The sequence below is a fragment of the Rosettibacter primus genome (assembly GCF_036860675.1).
In the GTDB taxonomy this organism is placed as follows: Bacteria; Bacteroidota; Ignavibacteria; order Ignavibacteriales; family Melioribacteraceae; genus Rosettibacter; species Rosettibacter primus.
The window spans coordinates 40,155-62,552 of sequence record NZ_JAYKGK010000013.1; the positions used below are offsets into that span (position 1 = coordinate 40,155).

21 protein-coding genes are annotated in these 22,398 nt (G+C 30.3%); all 21 read right to left on the reverse strand.

Going from position 1 to position 22,398, the window contains the following annotated elements; translation table 11 throughout:
- Positions 1 to 28 precede the first annotated feature (28 nt).
- Positions 29 to 2,245: an LUD domain-containing protein gene (locus tag VJY32_RS13155; RefSeq protein WP_353678387.1), complete on the reverse strand. Its 2,217-nt coding sequence runs from the start codon at positions 2,243 to 2,245 to the stop codon at positions 29 to 31.
- Between the two features lies 1 nt (position 2,246).
- Positions 2,247 to 2,780 carry an LUD domain-containing protein gene (locus tag VJY32_RS13160; protein WP_353678388.1) on the reverse strand — a complete coding sequence of 178 codons (534 nt, stop codon included), beginning with the start codon at positions 2,778 to 2,780 and terminating at the stop codon, positions 2,247 to 2,249.
- 70 nt (positions 2,781 to 2,850) lie between these two features.
- Complete coding sequence (locus VJY32_RS13165; RefSeq protein ID WP_353678389.1) at positions 2,851 to 4,029, reverse strand: acetate/propionate family kinase; 1,179 nt, start codon at positions 4,027 to 4,029, stop codon at positions 2,851 to 2,853.
- Positions 4,030 to 4,031: 2 nt separating this feature from the next.
- Positions 4,032 to 4,814: a class II aldolase/adducin family protein gene (locus tag VJY32_RS13170; RefSeq protein WP_353678390.1), complete on the reverse strand. Its 783-nt coding sequence runs from the start codon at positions 4,812 to 4,814 to the stop codon at positions 4,032 to 4,034.
- A gap of 128 nt (positions 4,815 to 4,942) precedes the next feature.
- The gene (locus tag VJY32_RS13175) at positions 4,943 to 5,218 is read right to left on the reverse strand and encodes a EutN/CcmL family microcompartment protein (RefSeq protein WP_353678391.1); all 276 of its coding nucleotides are present in this window, start codon (positions 5,216 to 5,218) and stop codon (positions 4,943 to 4,945) included.
- Entirely contained in the window at positions 5,218 to 5,481 is a 264-nt protein-coding gene (locus VJY32_RS13180; RefSeq protein WP_353678392.1) for a EutN/CcmL family microcompartment protein, read from the reverse strand. The genes VJY32_RS13175 and VJY32_RS13180 overlap by 1 nt, the downstream gene beginning before the upstream one ends.
- Positions 5,478 to 5,765, reverse strand: a complete 288-nt coding sequence (locus VJY32_RS13185) for a EutN/CcmL family microcompartment protein (RefSeq protein WP_353678393.1) — start codon at positions 5,763 to 5,765, stop codon at positions 5,478 to 5,480. Before VJY32_RS13185 ends, VJY32_RS13180 begins: the two co-directional genes overlap by 4 nt.
- 2 nt (positions 5,766 to 5,767) lie before the next feature.
- Positions 5,768 to 6,049 (reverse strand): BMC domain-containing protein, encoded by a 282-nt coding sequence (locus VJY32_RS13190; protein ID WP_353678394.1) that lies wholly within the window; start codon positions 6,047 to 6,049, stop codon positions 5,768 to 5,770.
- Between the two features lie 28 nt (positions 6,050 to 6,077).
- Positions 6,078 to 7,499 (reverse strand): aldehyde dehydrogenase family protein, encoded by a 1,422-nt coding sequence (locus VJY32_RS13195; protein WP_353678395.1) that lies wholly within the window; start codon positions 7,497 to 7,499, stop codon positions 6,078 to 6,080.
- Positions 7,500 to 7,515: 16 nt separating this feature from the next.
- Positions 7,516 to 7,818, reverse strand: a complete 303-nt coding sequence (locus VJY32_RS13200) for a BMC domain-containing protein (protein ID WP_353678396.1) — start codon at positions 7,816 to 7,818, stop codon at positions 7,516 to 7,518.
- Between the two features lie 9 nt (positions 7,819 to 7,827).
- Complete coding sequence (locus VJY32_RS13205) at positions 7,828 to 8,109, reverse strand: BMC domain-containing protein (protein WP_353678397.1); 282 nt, start codon at positions 8,107 to 8,109, stop codon at positions 7,828 to 7,830.
- A 20-nt stretch (positions 8,110 to 8,129) separates the two neighbouring features.
- Entirely contained in the window at positions 8,130 to 8,423 is a 294-nt protein-coding gene (locus VJY32_RS13210; protein ID WP_353678398.1) for a hypothetical protein, read from the reverse strand.
- Positions 8,410 to 8,721, reverse strand: coding sequence for a EutN/CcmL family microcompartment protein (locus VJY32_RS13215; RefSeq protein ID WP_353678399.1), 312 nt, complete (start codon positions 8,719 to 8,721; stop codon positions 8,410 to 8,412). Before VJY32_RS13215 ends, VJY32_RS13210 begins: the two co-directional genes overlap by 14 nt.
- A gap of 2 nt (positions 8,722 to 8,723) precedes the next feature.
- Positions 8,724 to 9,428 (reverse strand): phosphate propanoyltransferase, encoded by a 705-nt coding sequence (gene pduL / locus VJY32_RS13220; protein ID WP_353678400.1) that lies wholly within the window; start codon positions 9,426 to 9,428, stop codon positions 8,724 to 8,726.
- Positions 9,429 to 9,648: 220 nt separating this feature from the next.
- Positions 9,649 to 10,743, reverse strand: a complete 1,095-nt coding sequence (locus tag VJY32_RS13225) for an ABC transporter ATP-binding protein (protein ID WP_353678401.1) — start codon at positions 10,741 to 10,743, stop codon at positions 9,649 to 9,651.
- 12 nt (positions 10,744 to 10,755) lie between these two features.
- Positions 10,756 to 13,902, reverse strand: coding sequence for a LamG-like jellyroll fold domain-containing protein (locus tag VJY32_RS13230; protein WP_353678402.1), 3,147 nt, complete (start codon positions 13,900 to 13,902; stop codon positions 10,756 to 10,758).
- Between the two features lie 2 nt (positions 13,903 to 13,904).
- Positions 13,905 to 16,349, reverse strand: a complete 2,445-nt coding sequence (locus tag VJY32_RS13235; RefSeq protein ID WP_353678403.1) for a glycoside hydrolase family 2 protein — start codon at positions 16,347 to 16,349, stop codon at positions 13,905 to 13,907.
- 29 nt (positions 16,350 to 16,378) lie between these two features.
- Positions 16,379 to 18,874, reverse strand: coding sequence for a GH36-type glycosyl hydrolase domain-containing protein (locus VJY32_RS13240; RefSeq protein WP_353678404.1), 2,496 nt, complete (start codon positions 18,872 to 18,874; stop codon positions 16,379 to 16,381).
- Complete coding sequence (locus VJY32_RS13245; RefSeq protein WP_353678405.1) at positions 18,871 to 20,124, reverse strand: glycoside hydrolase family 130 protein; 1,254 nt, start codon at positions 20,122 to 20,124, stop codon at positions 18,871 to 18,873. The genes VJY32_RS13240 and VJY32_RS13245 overlap by 4 nt, the downstream gene beginning before the upstream one ends.
- Positions 20,121 to 21,401, reverse strand: a complete 1,281-nt coding sequence (locus tag VJY32_RS13250) for a hypothetical protein (protein WP_353678406.1) — start codon at positions 21,399 to 21,401, stop codon at positions 20,121 to 20,123. Before VJY32_RS13250 ends, VJY32_RS13245 begins: the two co-directional genes overlap by 4 nt.
- Positions 21,402 to 21,456: 55 nt before the next feature.
- The gene (locus VJY32_RS13255) at positions 21,457 to 22,359 is read right to left on the reverse strand and encodes a glycoside hydrolase family 130 protein (RefSeq protein WP_353678407.1); all 903 of its coding nucleotides are present in this window, start codon (positions 22,357 to 22,359) and stop codon (positions 21,457 to 21,459) included.
- Positions 22,360 to 22,398: the final 39 nt, after the last annotated feature.

The window sequence follows — 22,398 nt, forward strand, 5'->3', positions numbered from 1 at the left end:
AATAACCCTTTGAACAAATATCATTATACTATTTCATTATTCTATTTAAATACTCAACAGGATGAAAAATTGTTTTCGATATTTTCATAAAACTATTTAACTGTTCCCTGCATGATGTCCCGCTTGCTAATATTACCATATCATCTCTTTCTTTGTCATAATAATTAATTTCTTCTATCAATTGTTCACCTAAACTTTTACTTATTTCATAGAAATGTTTTTTGTAACCAAAACTACCAGCCATACCACAACATTCCTGAGATGATGTAACAACATGCATATCGAGACGATTGAAAAATGAAGGCACAACATCACCTAAACCAATTGATTTTAATTGACAGTGAGAATGATAAAATATTTTTTTAGTGCTCGAGGGAATTACTCTACTTTTTATTTCTTCTAAATTTAACTTCCTATCATCAGCCAACATTAACAAATATTCAAAGATATCATAACATCTTGCTTTTACATAATTAAATAAATTATCATCGTTGACTAATTTCTGATAATCATAACGAATCATTGCTAATACACTTGGCTCTAAAAATATTATATCATTCCCTTCATCTATTAACTGTTTTAAATATCGTGAAGTTGATTTTGCTTTTTTTGATGAACTTTTAAGAATACCTTGTGAAAGTGATGCTCTGCCATCATCGAATACCTTACTTATATTTATTTTGAATCCCAATTTTTCCAGCAATTCCACTGCGTTTAATCCAACATTTGGATTATTATAATTAGTATAAATATCAGAAAAGATTATAAGTTTTATTGGACTTAGTTTAGAATTATCAATAAGCGAAGGGGCTATTAATCTTTTTTTATATAACTGAGTAAATGTTTTTTTTGTAAACTGTGGTATGTTTCTTTCTTTTTCAATGTCAAATAATTTTTCCAATAATATTTTTGAGAGATGAAGATTCATCATTTTATTTACAATAGATGGGACCCAAGAAGCTATTCTTGCAAAAAAATTATAATAAGCAAAGAAATATTTTTGAAGTGTTGGAAGATTACTTTTATTGAGTCTATCTTTAATAACAGAATTCAATCTTGGTATATCAATTTTAACAGGACAATTGGGAACGCAACGAGAACAACCTGTGCAAAGTTCAGCAAACTTTCCATTTTCAAGTTTGCCTGTTGTGCCTACAGTCCAGCTTGCACCAATACCTCCAGTATAACATTCACCTCCAAAAGCATGACCACCAACGGTTTGAAAATTAGCACAAACATTCATGCATGCACTACAACGAATACAATACAGAGCTTCTTTTAATTCAGAATCCTCTCTCATTTTCATTCGTCCGTTGTCCAGTAAAATGAGATAGAATTTTCTTTCTTTATCTTTTCTGTTATTCAAGTTTAATAGTGGTAAATCCAATGGCGGTTCTAAAATATTAGTATATGATGTAAGTGACTGCCCTGTAGCACTTGCTGCTAATAATTCAATAAAAATTCCAAAATCTTTTTTTGAGGGAATAATCTTTTCTATTCCTGCAATTGCAATATGAATTGCTGGAAGATGAGTAGTCAATCTTATATTGCCTTCACTTTCTACTAATAAAATTGTTCCTTCCTCTGCAGAAATAAGATTTGCACCTGTAATCCCAATATCGGCACTAAGAAATTTTTGTCTAAGTGTAGCACTGGCAAATTCAGTTAATTGTTCACCACTTTCCAGTGGATTTGTAGTTTGAAAATTCTCTTTAAAAAGTTTTGAAATGCTCTCCCTGCTTCTATGAATTGCCGGTGCAACTATGTGAGAAGGTTGCTCTTTAGATAATTGAAGAATAAATTCAGCTAAATCTGTTTCTACTATTTCGATATTATCTTTTTGAAGTGCTTCATTTAATTTAATTTCTTCTGATGTAATTGATTTTGATTTTACTATTAACTTTGCTTCATTCTGTCTACAAATTTCCCTAATAAAATTTACAGCATCATTTTTATTCTTCGCATAAAATACATTGCCCCCTCTTGATTGAATTGTATGGGTTAATTTTTCAACTAATTCTGGTAAATCATTTATAGCTTTTTCTTTTATTTCTCTGGCATGAGTTTTTAAGTTTTCATAATCTTCAATTTGTTTTATTGCTTTATAACGGCCCTCGTTAAATGTTTTTGTATTTAATCTTATTGATTTACTTTCATACTTTAACACATAATCAATTGCTTTGAACAAATTTTTTTTTGATGATTTATTAGCAAATTCTTTGGGATGAATTAAATCTTTACTCATATTAATCTCCGAGAACAATAATAAACAATTCACCAGGACCGTGCACACCTCTTACCAGAGGTCCCATATCTGCAGTTGCACTTGGCCCTGTTATTATTGTAAAACTATTTCCAGGTGTCATACTTTCATTAAACAAATCACGAGGTTTATCTACAATATATTTAGCATCAAGTATAACAATATGTTTTTTTACGAGCATGCTTAAATAAATTGTTAAATCATTTGTAATCGAAATTGCTACGGAGCCTGTGGATGCAATTCCATAAGATGCACCCGTAATACTGGTTTTAATATTTTTCAATTGTTCTTTATCTGGGTTAGTTATTACTTTATCATTGGATAAAAATTTTTCGAACAGGTTGGGCTCAATATTTTTAGGAGGAATAAAAAGAATTTGTTTTTCATCTGCTATAAGATTTTCCAATAACGAGGTCAGTGAATCTGAATTCTTTTGTATTAATTGAACTTTTGCACAGGCATTTTGTGCTTTTGTTATGAACTTCTCTACTAATGCCTGCTTGGTTACTTGATTCATTTTATTTATAATTTATTATAATAATCCATTTCTAATAATAAATAACGCACAAATTAATTATAACTTCCTTCTATTTATTAGCTTTACTTAAGAGATAATTTTTTACTTCAGAAGCAACAATATATTCTTCATTTGTTGGGATAACAGCTACTTTTATTTTAGAATCATCATTTGATATCAATCCTTCTTTTGGATTAGAACGATTTTTTTCTTCGTCAATTATAATACCGAGATTCTCCATATTCTCAGTAATTTTTCTTCTTAATAATACACTATTTTGACCTGCTCCAGCTGTAAATACAATACAATCTGCACCATTTAAAATAGCAAGGTATTCTCCAATATATCTTTTAACACTATAAACAAAAGCATTAAAAGCAAGTTTAGCGCGATAATTCCCTTTTTCCATTTCTGCTTCAATATCTCTTAAGTCGCCAGTTTTGATTCCTGAGATTCCATAAAGCCCTCCTTTCGACATCAAAATTTCAACTGCATCATTTATAGAAAGATTTTCTTTATGCATGAGATATAAAAGTGCATAAGCATCAAGGTCCCCCACACGTTTAGCATTTAATAAACCACTTTGAGGACTCATACCCATTGAAGTATCTACAGAAATTCCATCCTTAATTGCACAAACAGAAGAGCTTCCTCCAAGATGACATGAGATAATTTTATTTGCATTGTATAATTCTTTAGCACGCATTGCAATATATCGATGCGATGCACCATGAAATCCGTATTTTCTTATACCATATTTTTCATAATACTCATAAGGAATACCGTATATGTATGCTTCTGGTGGAACATTCACATGGAAATGTGTTTCAAATAATCCAACTAAGGGAATTGAAAGTAATTCTTTGAAAATTGAAATAGCAGTTAGATAAACATCAGTGTGAACAGGAGCTAACAAGCGATATTCTTTCATCGCTTTAATAACTGAATCACTTAATTCAACACAGCCGGTTACTCCTTTTGCATGAACAGTTTTAAATCCAACAGCAGAAATATCTTTTAGCAGATTTTTTTCTTTTAATGTTTCTAAAGTTAAATTTACAGCAGAATGATAATCTTTGATTGGAAGTTTTCTAATATTTTCTTCTTCGCCTTTAAAGGAATATTTCACAATTCCATCATCGTGACCTATTTTTTCAACAACAGCTTGAAATAAAATATCCATACTATCGGCATCATAAAGTTTGCACTTATAAGAAGTGCTGCCGGGATTAGCTATTAATATTTTCATTTTTATTTTAATTTATTTTTCAGGTTATTCAAAACTTGCTCAGCAATTTTTTGGACTAATTCCTCATCAATTTCACCTGATTTGATATTACTTTCTGAAATATTATAATTCTCAGTACTGCATGCAGTTACACGTCCCGACAAATTAAATTTTTCTCTTAATTGTAAAAGACGGTCTCTTTCTGCTGGAGAAAGAACATTAAGATTTCCTAATTGTATTGCTTTCCAAACAATGCTTGCGGTATGTTCAAGTGTTTCCATTTTATAATAAGCGTTAAAGAGGTCACTTCCCAAAGTTAACGCTCCGTGATTTTCAAGTAATATTGCATCTGAATTTTTTATATATGGTCGAATTCTATCTGGAATCTCAGTAGTAGAAGGTAACCCATATGGTGCAATTGGGACAGCACCTATTACAATTATAGCTTCTGGCAAAACACATTTATCAAGGGGAATTCCCGCCACTGCAAAACTTGTAGCATAAGTTGGATGTGCATGCACAACCGAACGAACATCTGGTCTTTCTTTATAAACTTCGAGGTGCATTTTTAGTTCGCTTGAAGGACGATATTTTGTATTCTTATTAATTACGTTGCCTTGTCTGTCACATTTAATAATCATGTCTGTTGTCATAAAACCTTTACTAACGCCTGTAGGAGTTGTTAGCACTTCATCATCATTTAATAAAACTGTAATATTACCATCATTAGCGGCAACATATCCTCTCAGCCATATTCTTCTGCCAACTTCAACAATTTGTTTTCGAAGTTCCCATTCGTTATTCATTCTAATTCCCTTTGTTATTGTCAATTATTTGGCATCAAAATTAGAAAAATATTTTTATAAAAATGATTTTCAATAAACAATTATTTTTATATATCAATTGAAATTAATTATCATCAATATGAATATGCTTATGTTTCCACATAATTAATTTTATCAACTATTGCAATTATGAGCGTTCTAATTGGTGCTCGTTCTAAACCAAATATAGATTGTGCAACACCTGGAGCTCCTCCGCAAACGACAATATCACCAACTCCTGCCCCAACATAATCAACTGCTACATGTTCTGTTTCAATTTCATCACCATTTGGTAGAATTGGTTTTATGACATATACTTTTTTGTTATAATATGCTTCGTGTTTTACAACCGAGACTACTCTTTTTATAACTTTTGCTAAATACATTATGCTATACTCTCTACTCTTTGAACAATACTTGCATTTACAGGTGCATAACCATTTTTGAAAGCTTGAGCAGCATCTGTGCTTGTAACATAAACCACAACATCACCTGAAGCAGCAATATTCTGAGGGTCAGCGGCAACTAATGGTGTGCCATCTAATTTACCATTGGAAGATATTGGTTGTAAAATATACAATTGACAGCCATCAAGTTCTTTAACTTTTTTTGTTGCCCAAGTTTTACCAATTACAATGCCTAATTTCATGACGCATCTGATAGATTATGTGTAATTTCTATATTATCAATAATTGCTACAATTACCGCATCAACTGGAGTATCTTTTGTTTCATCAGTCATTCTAGCTGATGAACCATATGTTATCAGAACAAAATCTCCTTCGCCTGCCTGTACAGCATCAACAGCTACATGATATGATTTTAAGAATTCCCCATTATGATTTACTTCTTTGCACAACATTAATTTTTTCCCCTGAAGCTTGGGGTCCTTTTGTGTAGAAACAATATTTCCAATGACTTTAGCAAATATCATTTTTACTTAATACGATTAAACGAAGCTTCTAATTCATCCACTGGTCTTGGAATAACAAGTTGTGAAATTACTTCACCAACTCGTGATGCTGCTTCTACAGCCGAATCCATTGCAGCTCTTACAGCAGCTACATCACCTTCAATCACAAAAGAGACATAACCACTTCCTACCTGTCTCCATTCAACAACTTCTACATTTGCTGCTTTTACTGCAGCATCTGCACCATAAATTAAAGGTGCAAAACCTTTTGTTTCTAAAATTCCAATTGCATTTTTTACTAACATTTTATATACCTCATTAATAATTTACAAATTAAACAAATCTAAAAGCTTTATGAGACATAATGCGGCGTTTACGAACAAAATGTAAAGGTGTACAAATTCCTTCGCCTGTAGGAGTAGCAATTGTATGCGAAAAGTACCCTTCGCCTAATTCGCCGCCATTTCCACGCAAAGTACCTCCATTTATCACATGAACATCGCAATCAAGTATTCTGGTAAATTTGGTAACTCTATCAATATCTTTTGAAAAAATACTTGCAGTGTGTTTAAATCCATGTTCAGCTTTCAAAGCTGCCTGCAATCCATCTTCAAAATCAAGCACAGGCACAACGGGAATACAACAAGTCATTTGTTCTGCTACAACCCATGGATGATTCTTATCTACCTCTCCAAAAAGCAGCGGAACACTTTCGGGAATATTCAATCCAATTGCATTTCCAAGAACCTTTGCACTTTTGCCAGCAAAATCTCTTTTAATTATCCAATGTTTTCCCGATTGTTCTAAGGCTATCTCTGCAAGTTTATTCATTTCATTTGTTGATAATCGATAATTACCAACATTTTCCATTTCAGTCATAAACTTCTCAAAAACATCTTTGACAACAAATATTTCTTTTTCTGCAATACATAAAATATTATTATCAAAACTTGCACTCATTGTTATCTCTTTTGCTGCAAGATTTAGGTCTGCAGTTTCATCTACTAAAACAGGTGGATTACCTGGACCTGCAGCAACCACTTTTTTTGGATACTTCAGCGCCAATTCAACGACTTGAGGACCCCCTGTAACAGAAAGTAATTCAACCTTTTCATGTCCAAAAAGTATTTTTGCGGTTTCTAATGTTGGTTCTTTTACACAAGTTACTAAATTTTTTGGAGCACCTGCTGCATGCATATATTTATTAGCAAGCTGAATTACTTTAGCACTAACATTTTTTGCAGAAGGGTGTGGATTAAATACAATTGTATTACCGCCAGCCAGTTGAATTATAATATTATTAATAATTGTTGGTCCAGGATGAGTACTTGGTGAAATATTTCCAATTACTCCAAATGGAGCATATTCATCTATTGCCAAACCATTTTTACCTGACCATGCTTGAGGTTGTAAATATTCAATTCCAGGACTGTAATTTGCTGCATTAATAAATTTTGCCACTTTGTGATCTACTCTACCCATTCCGGTTTCTTTCACAGTCATTTCTGCTAATTCTTCTTTATTCTCTAATGCCATAGTGCGAACCGCATCAATAAATTTCTTTCTGCATTGAACACTTCTTTCTCTGTATTGCAGAAATGCTTCGTAAGCAGCATTAATAGCATCATTCATATCATTAAAAACTCCCCAATCCCCATCTTCAACACTCGAAAAATTCCCGGATAGTGCTTGAGATAAAACTTTCTCAACAACTCTTTCCACTAATTCTTTTAATTGCAAATCTCTATTATCCAAAACAAACTCCAATTAATTATTTAGTTGTTTCTTTATTTTTATTAATTGGCTCAATTGGGAATTTATTAATTAGTTTTTCTGAAGGTCGTGGTATAATAATTTCTGATAATACTGTTCCAATGTTTGATGCAGCTTGAGTACCTGCTTCTACAGCGGCTTTTACAGCTGCGACATCACCACGAATGATGATACTTACTCTTCCGCCACCGACTTTTACCCATCTGCCAAGTTTTACATTTGCTGATTTAACAGCGGCATCAGCCGCCTGTATTCCAGCAGTAAAGCCGAGTGTTTCAATAATTCCTAATGCTTCTATCATATGATTACCCTATTTAGTTAAATTCAATAATTCAAATACTTCTTCGTGAGCTGAAGGAATAATATTTGTACAAACAAGTTCTCCAACTCTTGCTGCTGCTTCTGCTCCAGCTTCGACCGAAGCGCGAACAGCTCCTACTTCTCCTCTAACTAAAGCAGTAACATAAGCTCCTCCAATTTCCACACGTTTAACAAATTCAACATTCGCAGCTTTTATCATGGCATCAATTGCTTGGACAGCTCCTGTATTACCTCTTGTTTCTACGAAGCCTAATGCTGTACCTTTAGCCATTTTCATCTCCTGTTTTATTTTTACTTATAATTAATTTTTAGATTTCTTTTTTTAATAATATCCTTAGCACCATGTGTAATAATTGTACTAGATGGAATTATTATTTCAGAAACTGTAGAGTCTATCATCATTAACATTCTTTCGGTTAATATGGGAGTTTTATATTCGCTCATATCTACTTCATAAACTTTTTTATTTGAAATATCATCGACTGTATTCTTTTCAGATAAAATATTAATTCCTCTCTTATTTAATTCTTTCAGTACTTCTGAAACTATAATTTCTACTAAGTATTTGAGATTAATGTTCTGCACCTTTTCTCTTTGTTTTCTTGTAAATGTAATTTCCTCCTTGCATAACAGAATCTACAATGCCAACAATTGTATTATCTGTAGCAACATCTTTTGTTAATTTTGTCAACCTTGCCGAAGATGAGGAACAAAGTAATACAATATCCCCTTCGCCTGCATTTACAGTGTCAACACATGCAACTGTATCTTTAGTTCTTTCCATATTCTCTGTAAGATAATTTACAATCAAAATTTTCAATCCTTCGAGTTTTCCTTCTTTTCTTGTTGATACTAATTTTCCTATTACCAATCCAAGTTTCATAATTACATTTTACCCAAAAATTCTGCGTATGCTTCACCTTTTATAAAAGCTGCATTGGCATCATCCGTATCAAGATGAATTTGTAAGCGCCAGTTATCATTTATTCTAATTAAAACATTTTCAAAAATTGTACTTTTAATTCCTTGAATTCTTACTTTGCATAAATCACCATCTTTAACTCCTAAAATCATTGCTTCTTTACTATTCATATGAATATGACGATTTGCAATGATAGCACATCTTTCAATGTATATTGAAGATTTTGGTCCGACAAGTGTTAAGGGGGCAGCATTCTCAAGCGAGCCCGAATTAACAATTGGTGGTTCAATACCTAAATATATAGAGTCAGTAAGCGAGACTTCAACCTGGTCATATTTTCTTAAAGGTCCGAGTATTCTTACATTTTCAATGCATCTAAGTTTTGAGCCAACAATAGTCAATGTATGTTTCGAAGCAAATTCTCCTGGCTGATATAAAGGCCTCAGTGATTCAAATTTTGTTTCTTCTCCAAATAATTTATGAAAAGTTTTTTCTGTTAGATGGACATGTCGATTTGAAACCCCCACAGGAATTTTAGGCAGCTCTCTCTTAACAAAATTCTTATACTTATTCTCAATTGATTTAGCAATTTCATCAGCTAAAAGAGAAATCAAATAATTTTCGTCAATATTTACATTACAATCACAAAATTGATTTTTTTCAGACAAGATTTACCTCATCTCGCTAATAATTATTTCTTTAATTAATAGGAATTCATTTAATATAAAGATGCCGAAAACCTTATCGAAAACCTTTAAGCAAAGTTAAATTTTATTTTTTGTTTTGTCAAGTAATCTTAATAGCAGTCTTCAAAAAATTTAATGGTGGGGGAATATTATTTTAAATCATTTGAATAACTTATTTCTAATACTAATCTATTTTAAAAGTCTAATTAATTGCCAATTCTTTTTCATAGTCAAAGAAATAAAATTTATTCTTATCTAAATAAATATGTACTTTTTCCCCTTTTCTATAAATTTCATTTGAATAAACTTTCCCGATAAATTGATTTTCATCAACTTTAAAGTATATGAAAATCTCATTCCCCATTGGTTCAACTAAATCGAGAATACTTACAAATTCATGTCTATTTTCATGTTTCTGTAAACTTATATTTTCAGGTCGTATACCTAAATAAATTTTTTTATCAATATATTTCCCAAGTTTTAATTTTTGTTCACCTGTCAAATTTATCATTAGTGAACCATTTAAGCTTCTAAATTGTAAATCTTCTCCCTGTATTATAATGCCTTCTATAAAATTCATGGATGGACTTCCAATAAATCCAGCAACAAATTTGTTAACAGGATTCTTATATAAATTCATAGGAGTATCAATTTGCTGGATTTCACCATCTTTAAGAACAATAATTCTATCGCCCATTGTCATTGCTTCTACTTGATCATGAGTTACATAAATCATTGTTGCTTTTAACTGCTGATGTAATTTTGTAATTTCTGCTCTCATCTGAACTCTCATCTTTGCATCGAGATTGCTTAGAGGCTCATCGAACAAAAATACTTTTGGGTTTCGAACAATCGCTCTGCCAACTGCAACCCGTTGTTTTTGTCCACCCGAAAGCTGTTTGGGTTTTTTATCAAGTAATTCTTCAATACCTAAAATTTTTGCTGCGATAATTACTCTTGTCTTAATTTCTTCTTTCGGATATTTTCTTAATTTTAATCCAAAAGCCATATTTTCAAATACAGTCATATGAGGATACAATGCATAATTCTGAAATACCATTGCAATATCTCTTTGTGCTGGCAATACATCATTCATCAATTTATTATCAATAAAAAGTTCTCCTTCTGATATATCTTCAAGTCCTGCTATCATTCTCAAAATTGTAGATTTACCACATCCTGTAGGACCAACAAGCACAACAAATTCATTATCATTTACAGTGAAGCTAACATTTTTAACTGCTTTATTATCAGAATCATAAATTTTTGAAACGTTTACTAATTTTACTTCTGCCATAATAATCCTCTTTTATTTCATTAAAATTAGTTTTTTGATTTTCATATTTTGGTTCGTCCTTAAAATACAAAAGTAAATTCCAGATGGGACAACATTTCCATAATTATTTTTACCATCCCATTTTATTTCAAAAATACCTGGTGATTGCGTTTCGTCAAATAGCAGTTTTATTTCCTTACCAAGTATATCATAAATTTTTAATTGAACTCTCGTTAGTTCTAATATTTGATAAATTATAACTGTATTTGAATTAAACGGATTCGGGAAATTGTAAAGAAATATTTCATTAGAATTAATTAAAGAACTATACTCCTTTACTGAACTTGGTATATCATTTAACTTATAAATCTCATCGGGCATAAGAGCATAATCATAAATTCTTACATCATCAATAATTCCTTTGAAGTTATAATTAGAGTTTGCAGGAAGCATTTGAGCAATGGTTAAATCAATATCTGATAATTGCAATTTGCCTGTCCACGAAGCAAATGAATTTAGCTCGCCATTAATCCACAACTCTGCATCTTTCCCATTATAATTTACTATACAATGAATAAATTTATTTAGAACAAGTTGACTTTCACTATCAAGGTCTAAAATGCCATTACCCGTTTTGTCAGTTTTAATAGTCCATCTTAATTTTTTATTTGCAATAGAAACTTTATAACGCTTATCATAACTGCCATGAGAAATTATGTAAGATTCTTTTTCACTTAGTTCATCTAATTTAATCCAGAAGCTAATTGTTATTGCATTTTGAAAATTCAATGAAGGAGAATTTTTTATCAATATATAATCATTAATTCCATCAAATTGTAATGCTGAGTTTGACTTCCCAAAACGGTCATTCACAAAAATTGCTCCATAAATTATTCCGTTATTGCCATTTCCGCTTTCATCGTTTCCATTTCCATTAAAGGGCAAATACATTATTAATTTTCCAAAAGTACTTTCACTAAAATTTCTTACCATAATTTTCAAACTATCTCTGGCTATCCCCCCTTTTCCATCTCTTACTGTGCATATAACGTAATAATCTCCTTCAATATCTGGGGCTGTCCACATAGCAGAATCTGATGTTTGATTTATATAACCAAATTTTGAATTCCAATTAAAACTCAGACTGTCATTATCAATATCTTCAGCATAACAAATTAATTTTGCTTTTTCTCCTAAATTAATTTTTCTTGGAATTGCTTTGATGTACTTAATATCTGGTGAATGATTAATATTACTTACAATATCTATTGATAATGAAGCTGAATCTTTCTCTCCAAATGTATCTTCCACTATTACTTTGATAATGGCTGTTGTAGATTTATTTGGAGCAACGAAATCAACATAAGAACCCCCGCCTAATATACTGCCTTCACTTACTTGCCAATAATATTTAAGTTGATCATTATCTTTATCAACAGCAGTGCAATAAATTTTTGTTGATCTATTTTGTATCAATTTTTCTGAAACAGCGGCAAGACTTTTTATTCTTGGCTGATGATTACTAACTTGTTGATTAACATTATAATCTACAACTACTCCATCTATTAATAATTTGTTCATTTTATATTCTATTTTACCATTCGAAGGGGTTAGAACAATTATTATTGCAGAATTTGCTGGAATTAAAACATCAAAATCATTCGAAATATTTTTTGCAAGAAATGAATTATTAATTGTTTCATAAATATCAAAAATTCCATCTGGTAAATTTATTCTTACTGATTTTGATTCTTCATAAGGATTAAATAAAAGAAAAGTTGGATAAGAATTTTTCTGGAAGAAATCTGTTTTGTTCAAATTGAGTTTTAAAATTTTGGAAACATTAGTAGTATCTACAATTGAAGCAAGATAACCGACAGAAGATGAACTGTAGAGAGATAAATTTGTCTTTGCCCAGCCGCCTTTAATTGCATCACCAGTAGCTTCTGGCCAATTAGAATTTGATTTTAATAATGCTTCATAAGCAATATATGAATTAGGATCATATTTATGAGCCCAGTCTTCACTATCTTGCCGAATGTCATCTAAATATTTACTGTAAAATAATCTTAATGAATTAGCTGCATTCAGAACCCATTTACCAATTGCACGAGCAAATCTTTCATCATATCTTGCAACAGGAACTAAAGCACCAATTTGTTGAAATGTGTTCATTGAGAATGCGTATTGTCTATCAAAGTCTTCACCAATCAAACCATTAATATCATAAATACCCCATTTGCCTAATAATACATTCCATTTTCTAAGATTAGTAAAACTAAAACACCAGTTGAACATTTTTTCAATGTCATAATCAGTTCCAATTTCTGCGTTCATCCTAACAGCTGTATAAACACCATAAGGAAGTTGAATTTCATAAGCTGGATTTATTGTTAACGAATTCAAAAATTCTAAACACCATTCTGCACCAATTAAATATTTCTTATCTCTAGTTGTTACATAAGCATTATAAAGAATATAAGCAATTGCACCAGCTGCTTCGGGTTCTTCAACTCCAATTTTATAAGATTTTTTATTTATAAAGTCCCAACCACGATAATTGAAGTTGGGATATTGCCAGGGAGTTGTACTTCCGCCACTTAATTTTGCTACTTCAAGAAATCTATCAGCAATAATTCTAAATTGATAATCATAATCTTCAACATCTGTATATAATGAATATAATTGATAGAAAAAAACATTCGGCATTGTTTCATACCACCAGTCATCATAAGTATCATTATGAGGAGAATTTTTATAGACATTCATTTCAGGTCTTTTGTTAAAATATTCTCTGCTCATCTTAACCCAATCAAAGCCATTCTGATTTCTTTTATCAATCCCAATGAGTGTTGCACTTATAATTGATGGAAGAACATTTATTGCTTCGCTGTTATTTGGGCTATTAGTGCCCACATAAGAATGCAAACCAAAGCTAATTTCATCAGGATAATTAATTGAACTGTTAAATAAAAATATTAATGGCAGATATTCACCATTAGCATTCAAATTATAAATTAATGAATCATAACCACGAGCAACGGCTTTCCAATCTCTCATTTCATAAGGTGAAGGAATATTTGGCATTTTTTCAATTCGTTCAATTTCGATTTGTTGTGAGTAACAGTTGAAAAACAAAATTAAATTAATGATGAAAAGTTTTTTAATTCTTAAAAACATTTTTAATCACATAGAAATTGATTAAGGCAATAAATTTCAATATCGTCTTCTATTAACTCTGTATTTTTTTGAGCCTTTATTAATACTTTTTCATCAGGCAATAAAATAAATCCTCTATCAGAAAATATTGCTTTAGAAGAAATTAAATCGACAAAGATTGAAAGCTTATTTGAAGTAACTTCTAAAAATTTTTCTTCATCTTTTGGAATTAACTTTAATTTAATTTCTGGCTTCGGAAGTTTTATATGTTTCCACTCTTGAAATGCATATACATCTCTAAAAATTTGAATTCCATTTTCATCATAAATTGTTAAAATAATTATTGAAGAAGAACCAAAATTATTTTTAATCGTAATTAAATTACTGATTGAATTGCTTTTGATTATTATTGATTTATTTTTTTCATAAAGAATTTCACTGCTGCTCGATTCAACAATAAATAATTTTAATATCCCCATGAAATTCTTTTCTTTCTGATTTAACCCTAAGATAAATATTCCTTTTTCATTTACATCAATTTTAGTGACAACATCTGCAAAAATTTTTTTTACAAAATAGTAAGACAACTTCGGTTTAAGTTCACTATCAATTAAAGACCAGCTTACAACAGGCCAGGTATCATTGATTTGCCAGATTATGCTTCCATTTGTTCCTGGTTGATTGAAACGCCAGTGTTCAAGACAAGTTTTAAGCGCCAAGCCTTGATTAAGTTGTGTTAAATAAATGAATTCATCCCACTTAGTACTTAACGGAAGATGAGCACTCAAAAATTTTATTAATCTTTCCGTTCCTTCGATTTGTTTATTATGAAACTCAAATATTTTACTATTGATTTTTCTTTCTTCAACAGGAATTACTTTTTCAAGAGTTGATTTATTAGCTGGTCCTTGAAATCCAAATTCTGTAACAAACAAACTGTTATCATTTTTTACTTCAGAATAATCAATCCATCTGCTCCATATATCCCATTGATGGCGATTGCCGCTGTATTGTGAATTCGGGTCTTCATCAAAACCAAATGGCGACGATTCCCAATATGGTCTTAATGGATCAACTTCTTTCAGAATAGATGGAATTATTTTACTAAATATTTTATAGCCAGGCATTTTTTTATAACTCTTCTTCTGTTCCTGATACCAAATCCATTCATTCTCATTATTACCGCACCATATTGCTATTGATGGATGATATTGTAATCTGTTTACATTATAAGAAACTTCTTTTTTAACATTTTGAATAAATTCTGAATGTTCGGGATATGAACCGCATGCAAACATAAAATCCTGCCAGATTAATAATCCAAGCTCGTCACATATTTCATAGAAAATATCATTTTCATAAATTCCGCCGCCCCATACACGAACGAAGTTCATATTTGCGTCTTTAGCATAAGTAAGTAACTTACGATATTTATCTTCTGTTACTCTCGTCAAAAATGCATCAGCAGGAATCCAGTTTGCTCCCTTTGCAAAAATTTTTTTACCATTAACAATAAATCCAAATGAATTCTTATTTTTTTCTTTTAATTGCAATTCAATTTTTCTAATGCCTACTTTTTTATTTAATGAATCCAAAACATTTTTATTTTTATTGAGCAGTTTAATTTCCAAATCATACAAATTTTGTTTGCCATAACCATTAGGCATCCACAATTCGCAATTTTCAATTTTGAATTTAATCTTATTTTTGCCTTTAATTACTTCAATTAATTTATTTGTTGAATAATTCTCGTTGTTAATTTTTATCGCTGCTAATATTTTTTCATTTGTATTTTTCTTTACATCAAATATTACCTCGACAACTGCATAATTGTTTTTTATTTCAATTGTATTAAAAAGAAAATTTTCTATTTCTGCTTCGCTTTCTTTTTTGAGATAAACATTCTTCCAGATTCCGATAGTTGGAAAAGATGGTCCCCAATCCCAGCCAAAAGAGTATTGTGCTTTTCTGATGTAAACTCGATATGAATTTAATGCGACTGGAAGTTTGCCGTATTTCTTTTCTTGTTTTATTGCATAATTAACTGGCGATTCGAAATATAATTTTAATTCATTGTTTTTTGGTTTAAGCAGTTTTGTCACATCATATTCATATTTCAAAAACATATTAGATGTTGTCCCTAATTGAATATCGTTCAAATAAATATTTGCAACCGTATCAATACCTTCAAAGATTAATTTTATTGGTGAAGAATTTTTATAATCAAAGGGTGAATCAAAAATTGTTTTATAAATCCAATCTGATTCAGAAATCCAGTTAAGTCGTTTTTCATTATCCGAGTAAAATGGTTCTTCAATTAAATTGTTTGATAAAAGGTCTGTATGAACAGTGCCAGGAATCTCAGCTTTTATGCTCTTTATTTTTTTTATTTCATTCGGTGTCGATGATGAATAATTGTTTCCTAATTTCAATTCCCAATTTTTATTAAGGATGAACTTTTCTTTCATAAATATTACTCTCCCAAATAATGATTATGTCAAAATTGAACTGTGAGTCTTTCTAATTTTTCTTGATGTGTAAAGCTGATATTTATTATCCATTCATTTTTGTTTTGATGAATCGAATAATCAACGGTATGATTTCGATTTAATTTTATTTCTTTTGGCAAATGTTTTGAGATAATTATGGTTTTGTTTTTGTGTCCCTTAAAAGCTTTTAAGTGAATATCCATTTTATTTTTATCATAAGTAAATTCTTCAAGAATTGAATTAGTACTTTTCAGAAAAGCATTTTTTAGTTCACCAATTGAAAAATTTATTTGGTTTACATGAAATAACTTTTCCGGGATAACAAATGAATTAATTTCTTTCTTATCAATTTTATTTTGTAAAAATTTATTTCTTACCAAATTCACATTTGCTAAACGACCATTAATATAAAGATTAAATAAACATTCACTTTGTTCATACAATAAAAAGGGATTAAGTTCAATATTCCATTCATTGTTATTAATTCCGAAAAGATGATAGAGAGTATAAAGGTACCAACCAGCTGCCCACATAAATTGCGGTTTATCAATAGTTCCGTAAATTTTTAGATTATTATAATCACCATTTCTTACTTCATACATTGCTGGCTGTCCATTTGGTCCATTTATAATTCCATCAATTGTCATAACATTCTTAATGAATTCTCCGGCTTTATTTTTCTTTCCGATTGAAATTAGAGCTAATGCATACCAGGCATTTGAGTGAAACCAAATTCCACCATTTAGATAATAAAATTTTTCTCCAGCTTCGTTTCCTGCAAAATGCCAATAATCTCTAAGTTGTGTAAAATCCATTGGATAAACTGTATAAACCCCAACTTTTTTATCAATAAGAAATTCTTCTGCAGTTTTAATCATTCGTAAATTTTTAGAAGAATCAATCAATCCAAAGTGAGCAGCTAAAAGTGAACCGCTGTAATAATGTTCATCAATTACATTTAGTTCTGAACAATTCATTAAGTAATTAAAATTATCTAACCACAATTTTTCATTTAAGCTTTTTTCCATTCTATCCGATAGGTTTTCATATTCACTAAGTTTATCTTCATTTTTTTCAATTACAGTTGATAGATAAATGTATGAACGAATTGCTTGGATTGCTAAAATTGTCATGTAGCTTCTCTGTCCATATAGTTTGCCAATGTCCCACCAATCAGGACGATATGATAACATTAAATTATCTTCACCTTTTGTTTTAAGAGCATTGGATAGTGATTTTTCTAAATAAGGATAAATTTGCTCAATAAATTTTTTATCCTTTGAATATTTCAAATACTCTGAAGCAACAATAATAAACCAGAAATTATTCCAGTTATCATAATCAGCATATTCAGTAACATAAGCTGTATCTTTCCAGTAGTAAGCATGAGGAATTATTTTTTCTTTATTAGCATGTTTTATTATAAACATTAAATCATTTTTAACTCTTAGTAAATCAAATTTCACTGCAGCAAAATCTGTCATTAAAACATCATGAGTGAAGTAAAAATTATATTCAGCAGGACAGGGCATAGGAACAATATCGCCGTCAATATAATGTTTGTTTACTTCGAGAATTGCTTTTGCCCAGTTGACAGTTTTATCAAAAGTATCATCTCCGCTTTTAATTACATCTGTTTTATTAATTCTTGATAGAATGAAATTCTCAAAATTTTTTATTTCTTTTTTATAATTTTTTCTTAAATAATTGACTAATTGATTCCCTTCGTAAATTTTGCACGTTCCTAGAATTTGAGTGACAATCAATTTTTCTTTTGGCTTGAGTATTTTTTTGTAAATAAAATTTGCAGAAGGTTCGTCAATAAGATTTTTATTTGAAGCATATTTTTGAAAATTAATTTTATTTGACAAAGATTCATTGAGCACAATATCGAAAGGCTTTTCTGTTACATTCACAATAAACACACGTGAATTTTGTGTTTCTTTAGCCAAATTATTTGCGAAAATTATTTCTCCATTATTCATCGAAGAAATATTGATTTCTTTCTTTATTTCGAAAGTATGACTGGTTCTAAGTGCAAGTGCCAATCTAATAAATAACTCAACTTCTTTCTTTTCATTCGAATTATTTGTTATTGAATATGTAATTACAACAGTGGGTTTTGTTTTAGTAAATTGATATGAAATCTCAAATGACTTATCACTTTCATATTTATAAAATTTTACTGAATACGGCGTAAGCTCATATTTATATGATTGATTATTAAGCCATTGGAATTCATCATCAAATTTCAGTGCTGTGTTCATAATATAAGTCGTATCTCGATGCCAGTAGTCGCTGCTAAGGTCGATACTATTTGCAACAGGATAATAAAAACTAAATCTTTGCGGAATTGGACAGCTGTGATGAAATTCTGCTCCAGCAAAGTAACTTCCTACTTCTATTTTTGCATCACCTTGATAATTAATCTTCTCAAAACGTTTTATTTGAGAAAAAGTTTGCAATGTTAATAAAGCTGAAATAATAATTACTGTAGTTTTCATTTTTCATTTAATAATTTATTCAACAAATCATTTACATTGACATAAGCAAAACTGCTAACATAATCCGACATTGCATAAGGGAACACAAGATAATTACCATTAATTACTCCTCCACAGGAATAAACTACATTCGGCACATAACCATTTCTTTCATGTTCTTTTGCTTCAAGGAGTGGTTCTCTAAGTCTTCCTATTAATTTTGTTGGGTCATTTTTATCAAGCAGAAAAGCTCCAATTGAATAACGCCGGGCTGGTCCAACTCCATGGCTCAAACATAACCATCCTTTTTCTGTTTCGATAGGTGAGCCGCAATTCCCAATCTGAAAAAATTCCCATGTATATTTTGGTTCCATCAGCAATTGTTTATAATCCCATTGATACAAATTATCCGAAAACATTATAAAATTATTTTCGTTATCCTGACGTGAAAGCATTACATATTTACCATTAATTTTTCTTGGGAAAAGAGCCATACCTTTGTTTTGAACTTCAGCACCTTTCAACTTAGAAATTGTAAAATTCATAAAATCTTTTGTTCTCAAAAGCTGCATTGAAATATTATGTCCATCATATGCACAGTAAGTAGCATAATAATTTTTCACCCCATTGTCTTCAGTAAAAAGAACAAAGCGTGCATCTTCCATCCCATTCATTTCAGTATCTAATTGAGGGAATAATGTTCTTTCAGAAATATCCATATCTTCAAAATTAGCTTCGTACATATCATCAGAAATTAATTTGATTGACGGCATTTCCGCATAAATTGATGCTTCGTCAAGTTCAATATTATTTTGTAAGTCAATTACACCACTTCGAAATACAATTGAAGAAACATGTCCTTCGCCGGTTGCTCTTAGGCTAATAATAAACCGCTTTTTATCATTTGGTAAATTCGATTGGTCTGGATGCCATACCATTGAAGGATTAAATAGTGCTGTACTTTCAAGTGAATACTCGTTTGAAAAGTATGAACCAATTAATAATTTTTTAATTTCAGGGATATTGTCATTTAATGAACTATATTTTTTTACTTCATTATATCTCTTAATAAAAAATTTTTCGATGTTTTTGTGACGCAAAGAATATAAACTTTTTACACTTTCATATTCTTGAATGACATCTTCTTCTGACAAATTATTAATTCTATCAATAATTTTTTTAATTCTTTCCTTATTCATCGGCTCAAAAGGTCTAAGTATTACACGATTATTATTAGGTCTTATAACAACTGAGGAATAATAGACTTTCATTTTGCACCTTTTAATTGTCTGTAATTTCTGAATAATAATTTTTTTGATTCATTGTATTTATAAACTTCAAGTAAAGAAAGTAATGCTTCAATCGTTGATTCCGCCCCGGAATTTTTATTGATTTTGTTTTTACTTATAATTCCGTCATAACAAATTCCAGATTCTAACAAATACATTTTTTTCTTTGCATCATTATGACCAAAAAACCATTTCAATAATCTATATGACAAGTTATAATATTTTTTTTCTTGTGTTATCTCTGCAGCTTTTATTGATGCATAAATCATCGGTCGAATGATATAAGCTATTTGAGGATATTTTTTAATGTCATCAATAATTATTCTGTTTTCCTTTTTACTAATGCTGAATTCTGATAAGAATTTTTTCCTCAATAAATATTCATAAAAATTATCAATTTCATTTAATGCGGCTTTTAGCAATTTATTATCATTAAGAATTGTGTAAGCATTTAGCAAAGCAAAAGATTGCAAATTTCCCCAGCCATGCCATGAATTTTCCCAGCCTAGAAATGCATAATATGGGAATTCATTTTTATTTCCGGCTTGCATCAACATTATACCATCACAATAATTTTTTATTATATCAATAACAGTAGAGTCATTAAAAGATTTGAAATAATTTGAAAGAGCAATCACAATTAAAGCTGCCTGGTCAGATGCATATTTATATGGAAGCCATGCAGGCTTTTCAATTCCATTTAATGTGATTATTGTTTTATCAAGATTAGAAAATGCCTTAATTGCTGAAATTGTTTTTCTAATAGCCGAACTTATTTGTAAAGAAAAATCTTTATCATCTTTGAATTTATCATAAGCAATAGTTAAAGACCACAAAGCCCGCCAGCTCCACCAATTTGGCTCTGCAATACTGTTTTGATGGGTTTTGTTTATTTGCCCTTTTTCAAAAATAAAATTGTAAAAGAATCCATTATCGGCTTGCATGAAAAGAATGAACTCTATCAGATTTTTTGCTTTTCTTTTACTTTCGTTGTCATGAAATAAATCAGAATAATTTAGGTAAACAACAGCAGCGCGGGAAGCATCGTCTATACAAGCAATTCCTTCATCTTCATCTCCTACCCATTTATAATCCGGATATTCACTATAAATATGAATTATGCCCAATGTTTTTCCATAAACATTTATTTCTTCATAAAGATTATTCAAATGAGAAAGATTAATTAAAAGAGAATCGGAATTCGCATAAGCAATAAATTGAACAACAAAAAAAATTATTAGTATAAATTTCTTCTTCATTAATAATTCTGCCTCAAATTATTGATTATCCAGTTTTGCTCTTTTTGAAATCACATTATTTGCAAACAGCTAAAAGCTCATCAACTGTTGTTTCTGCTAGACAAATGTTTGTATCTGCCCCAGAATAATAAATTTTAATTTTGCCATCAGGTTCTGCAATCCATCCACAAGAAAAAACCACATTTGGCACATCACCAATTCTTTCATAATCGAACTCTGGAGATAAAATTGGTTCTTTTGTTTTGGCGATAACTATCCAAGGATTGTGTAAATCGAGCAATAAAGCACCAAGCTTATAAAGACTTGAAATTCCAAAACCTCTTACTCCATGATAAAGCAAAAGCCAGCCTTTATCAGTTCTGATTGGTGGCGAGGATAATCCAATTTTATCATTTTCCCATGTGCCTTTTTCTGGTTCCATTAAAATTCTGTAGCCTCCCCAATGAATTAAATCTGGACTTTTACTAATCCACATATCTTTTCTTTCTTCTGCCGATGGTCTGTCAATCTTCCAATAATAACTATCAATTTTTTCCGGAAAAATTGCGCAATCTTTATTTGATGGTTCACTTATAGGTCCATGAATTTGAAATTTCTCAAAGTCTTTTGTAACTGCTAACATAACCAATGGCATATACTTTGAATAACCAGTATAAGTTATGTAATATGTTTCATTGAATTTTGTAATTCTTGCATCTTCAATTCCCCACTCACAATACTTAAAAAATTCATGATGGTCTTCGGGAGTTAAAATTGGTTTATCATCTACTTGAAAATCATATCCATCATCACTCAAAGCTTTTACGAAAGAAGATCTACCGTTAGGCATCTCAACTCTGCAAAGAAGTAAGTATTTATTATTGAACTTTGTAACACCGGGATTAAAAATACTGTTTACTTTAAATGGGACATCATTTTTTGTAAGTATTGGATTTTTAGTATATCTAATTAAGTGCATAATAATTCAACCTCTCTTTAATTAACAATAAATATTTAT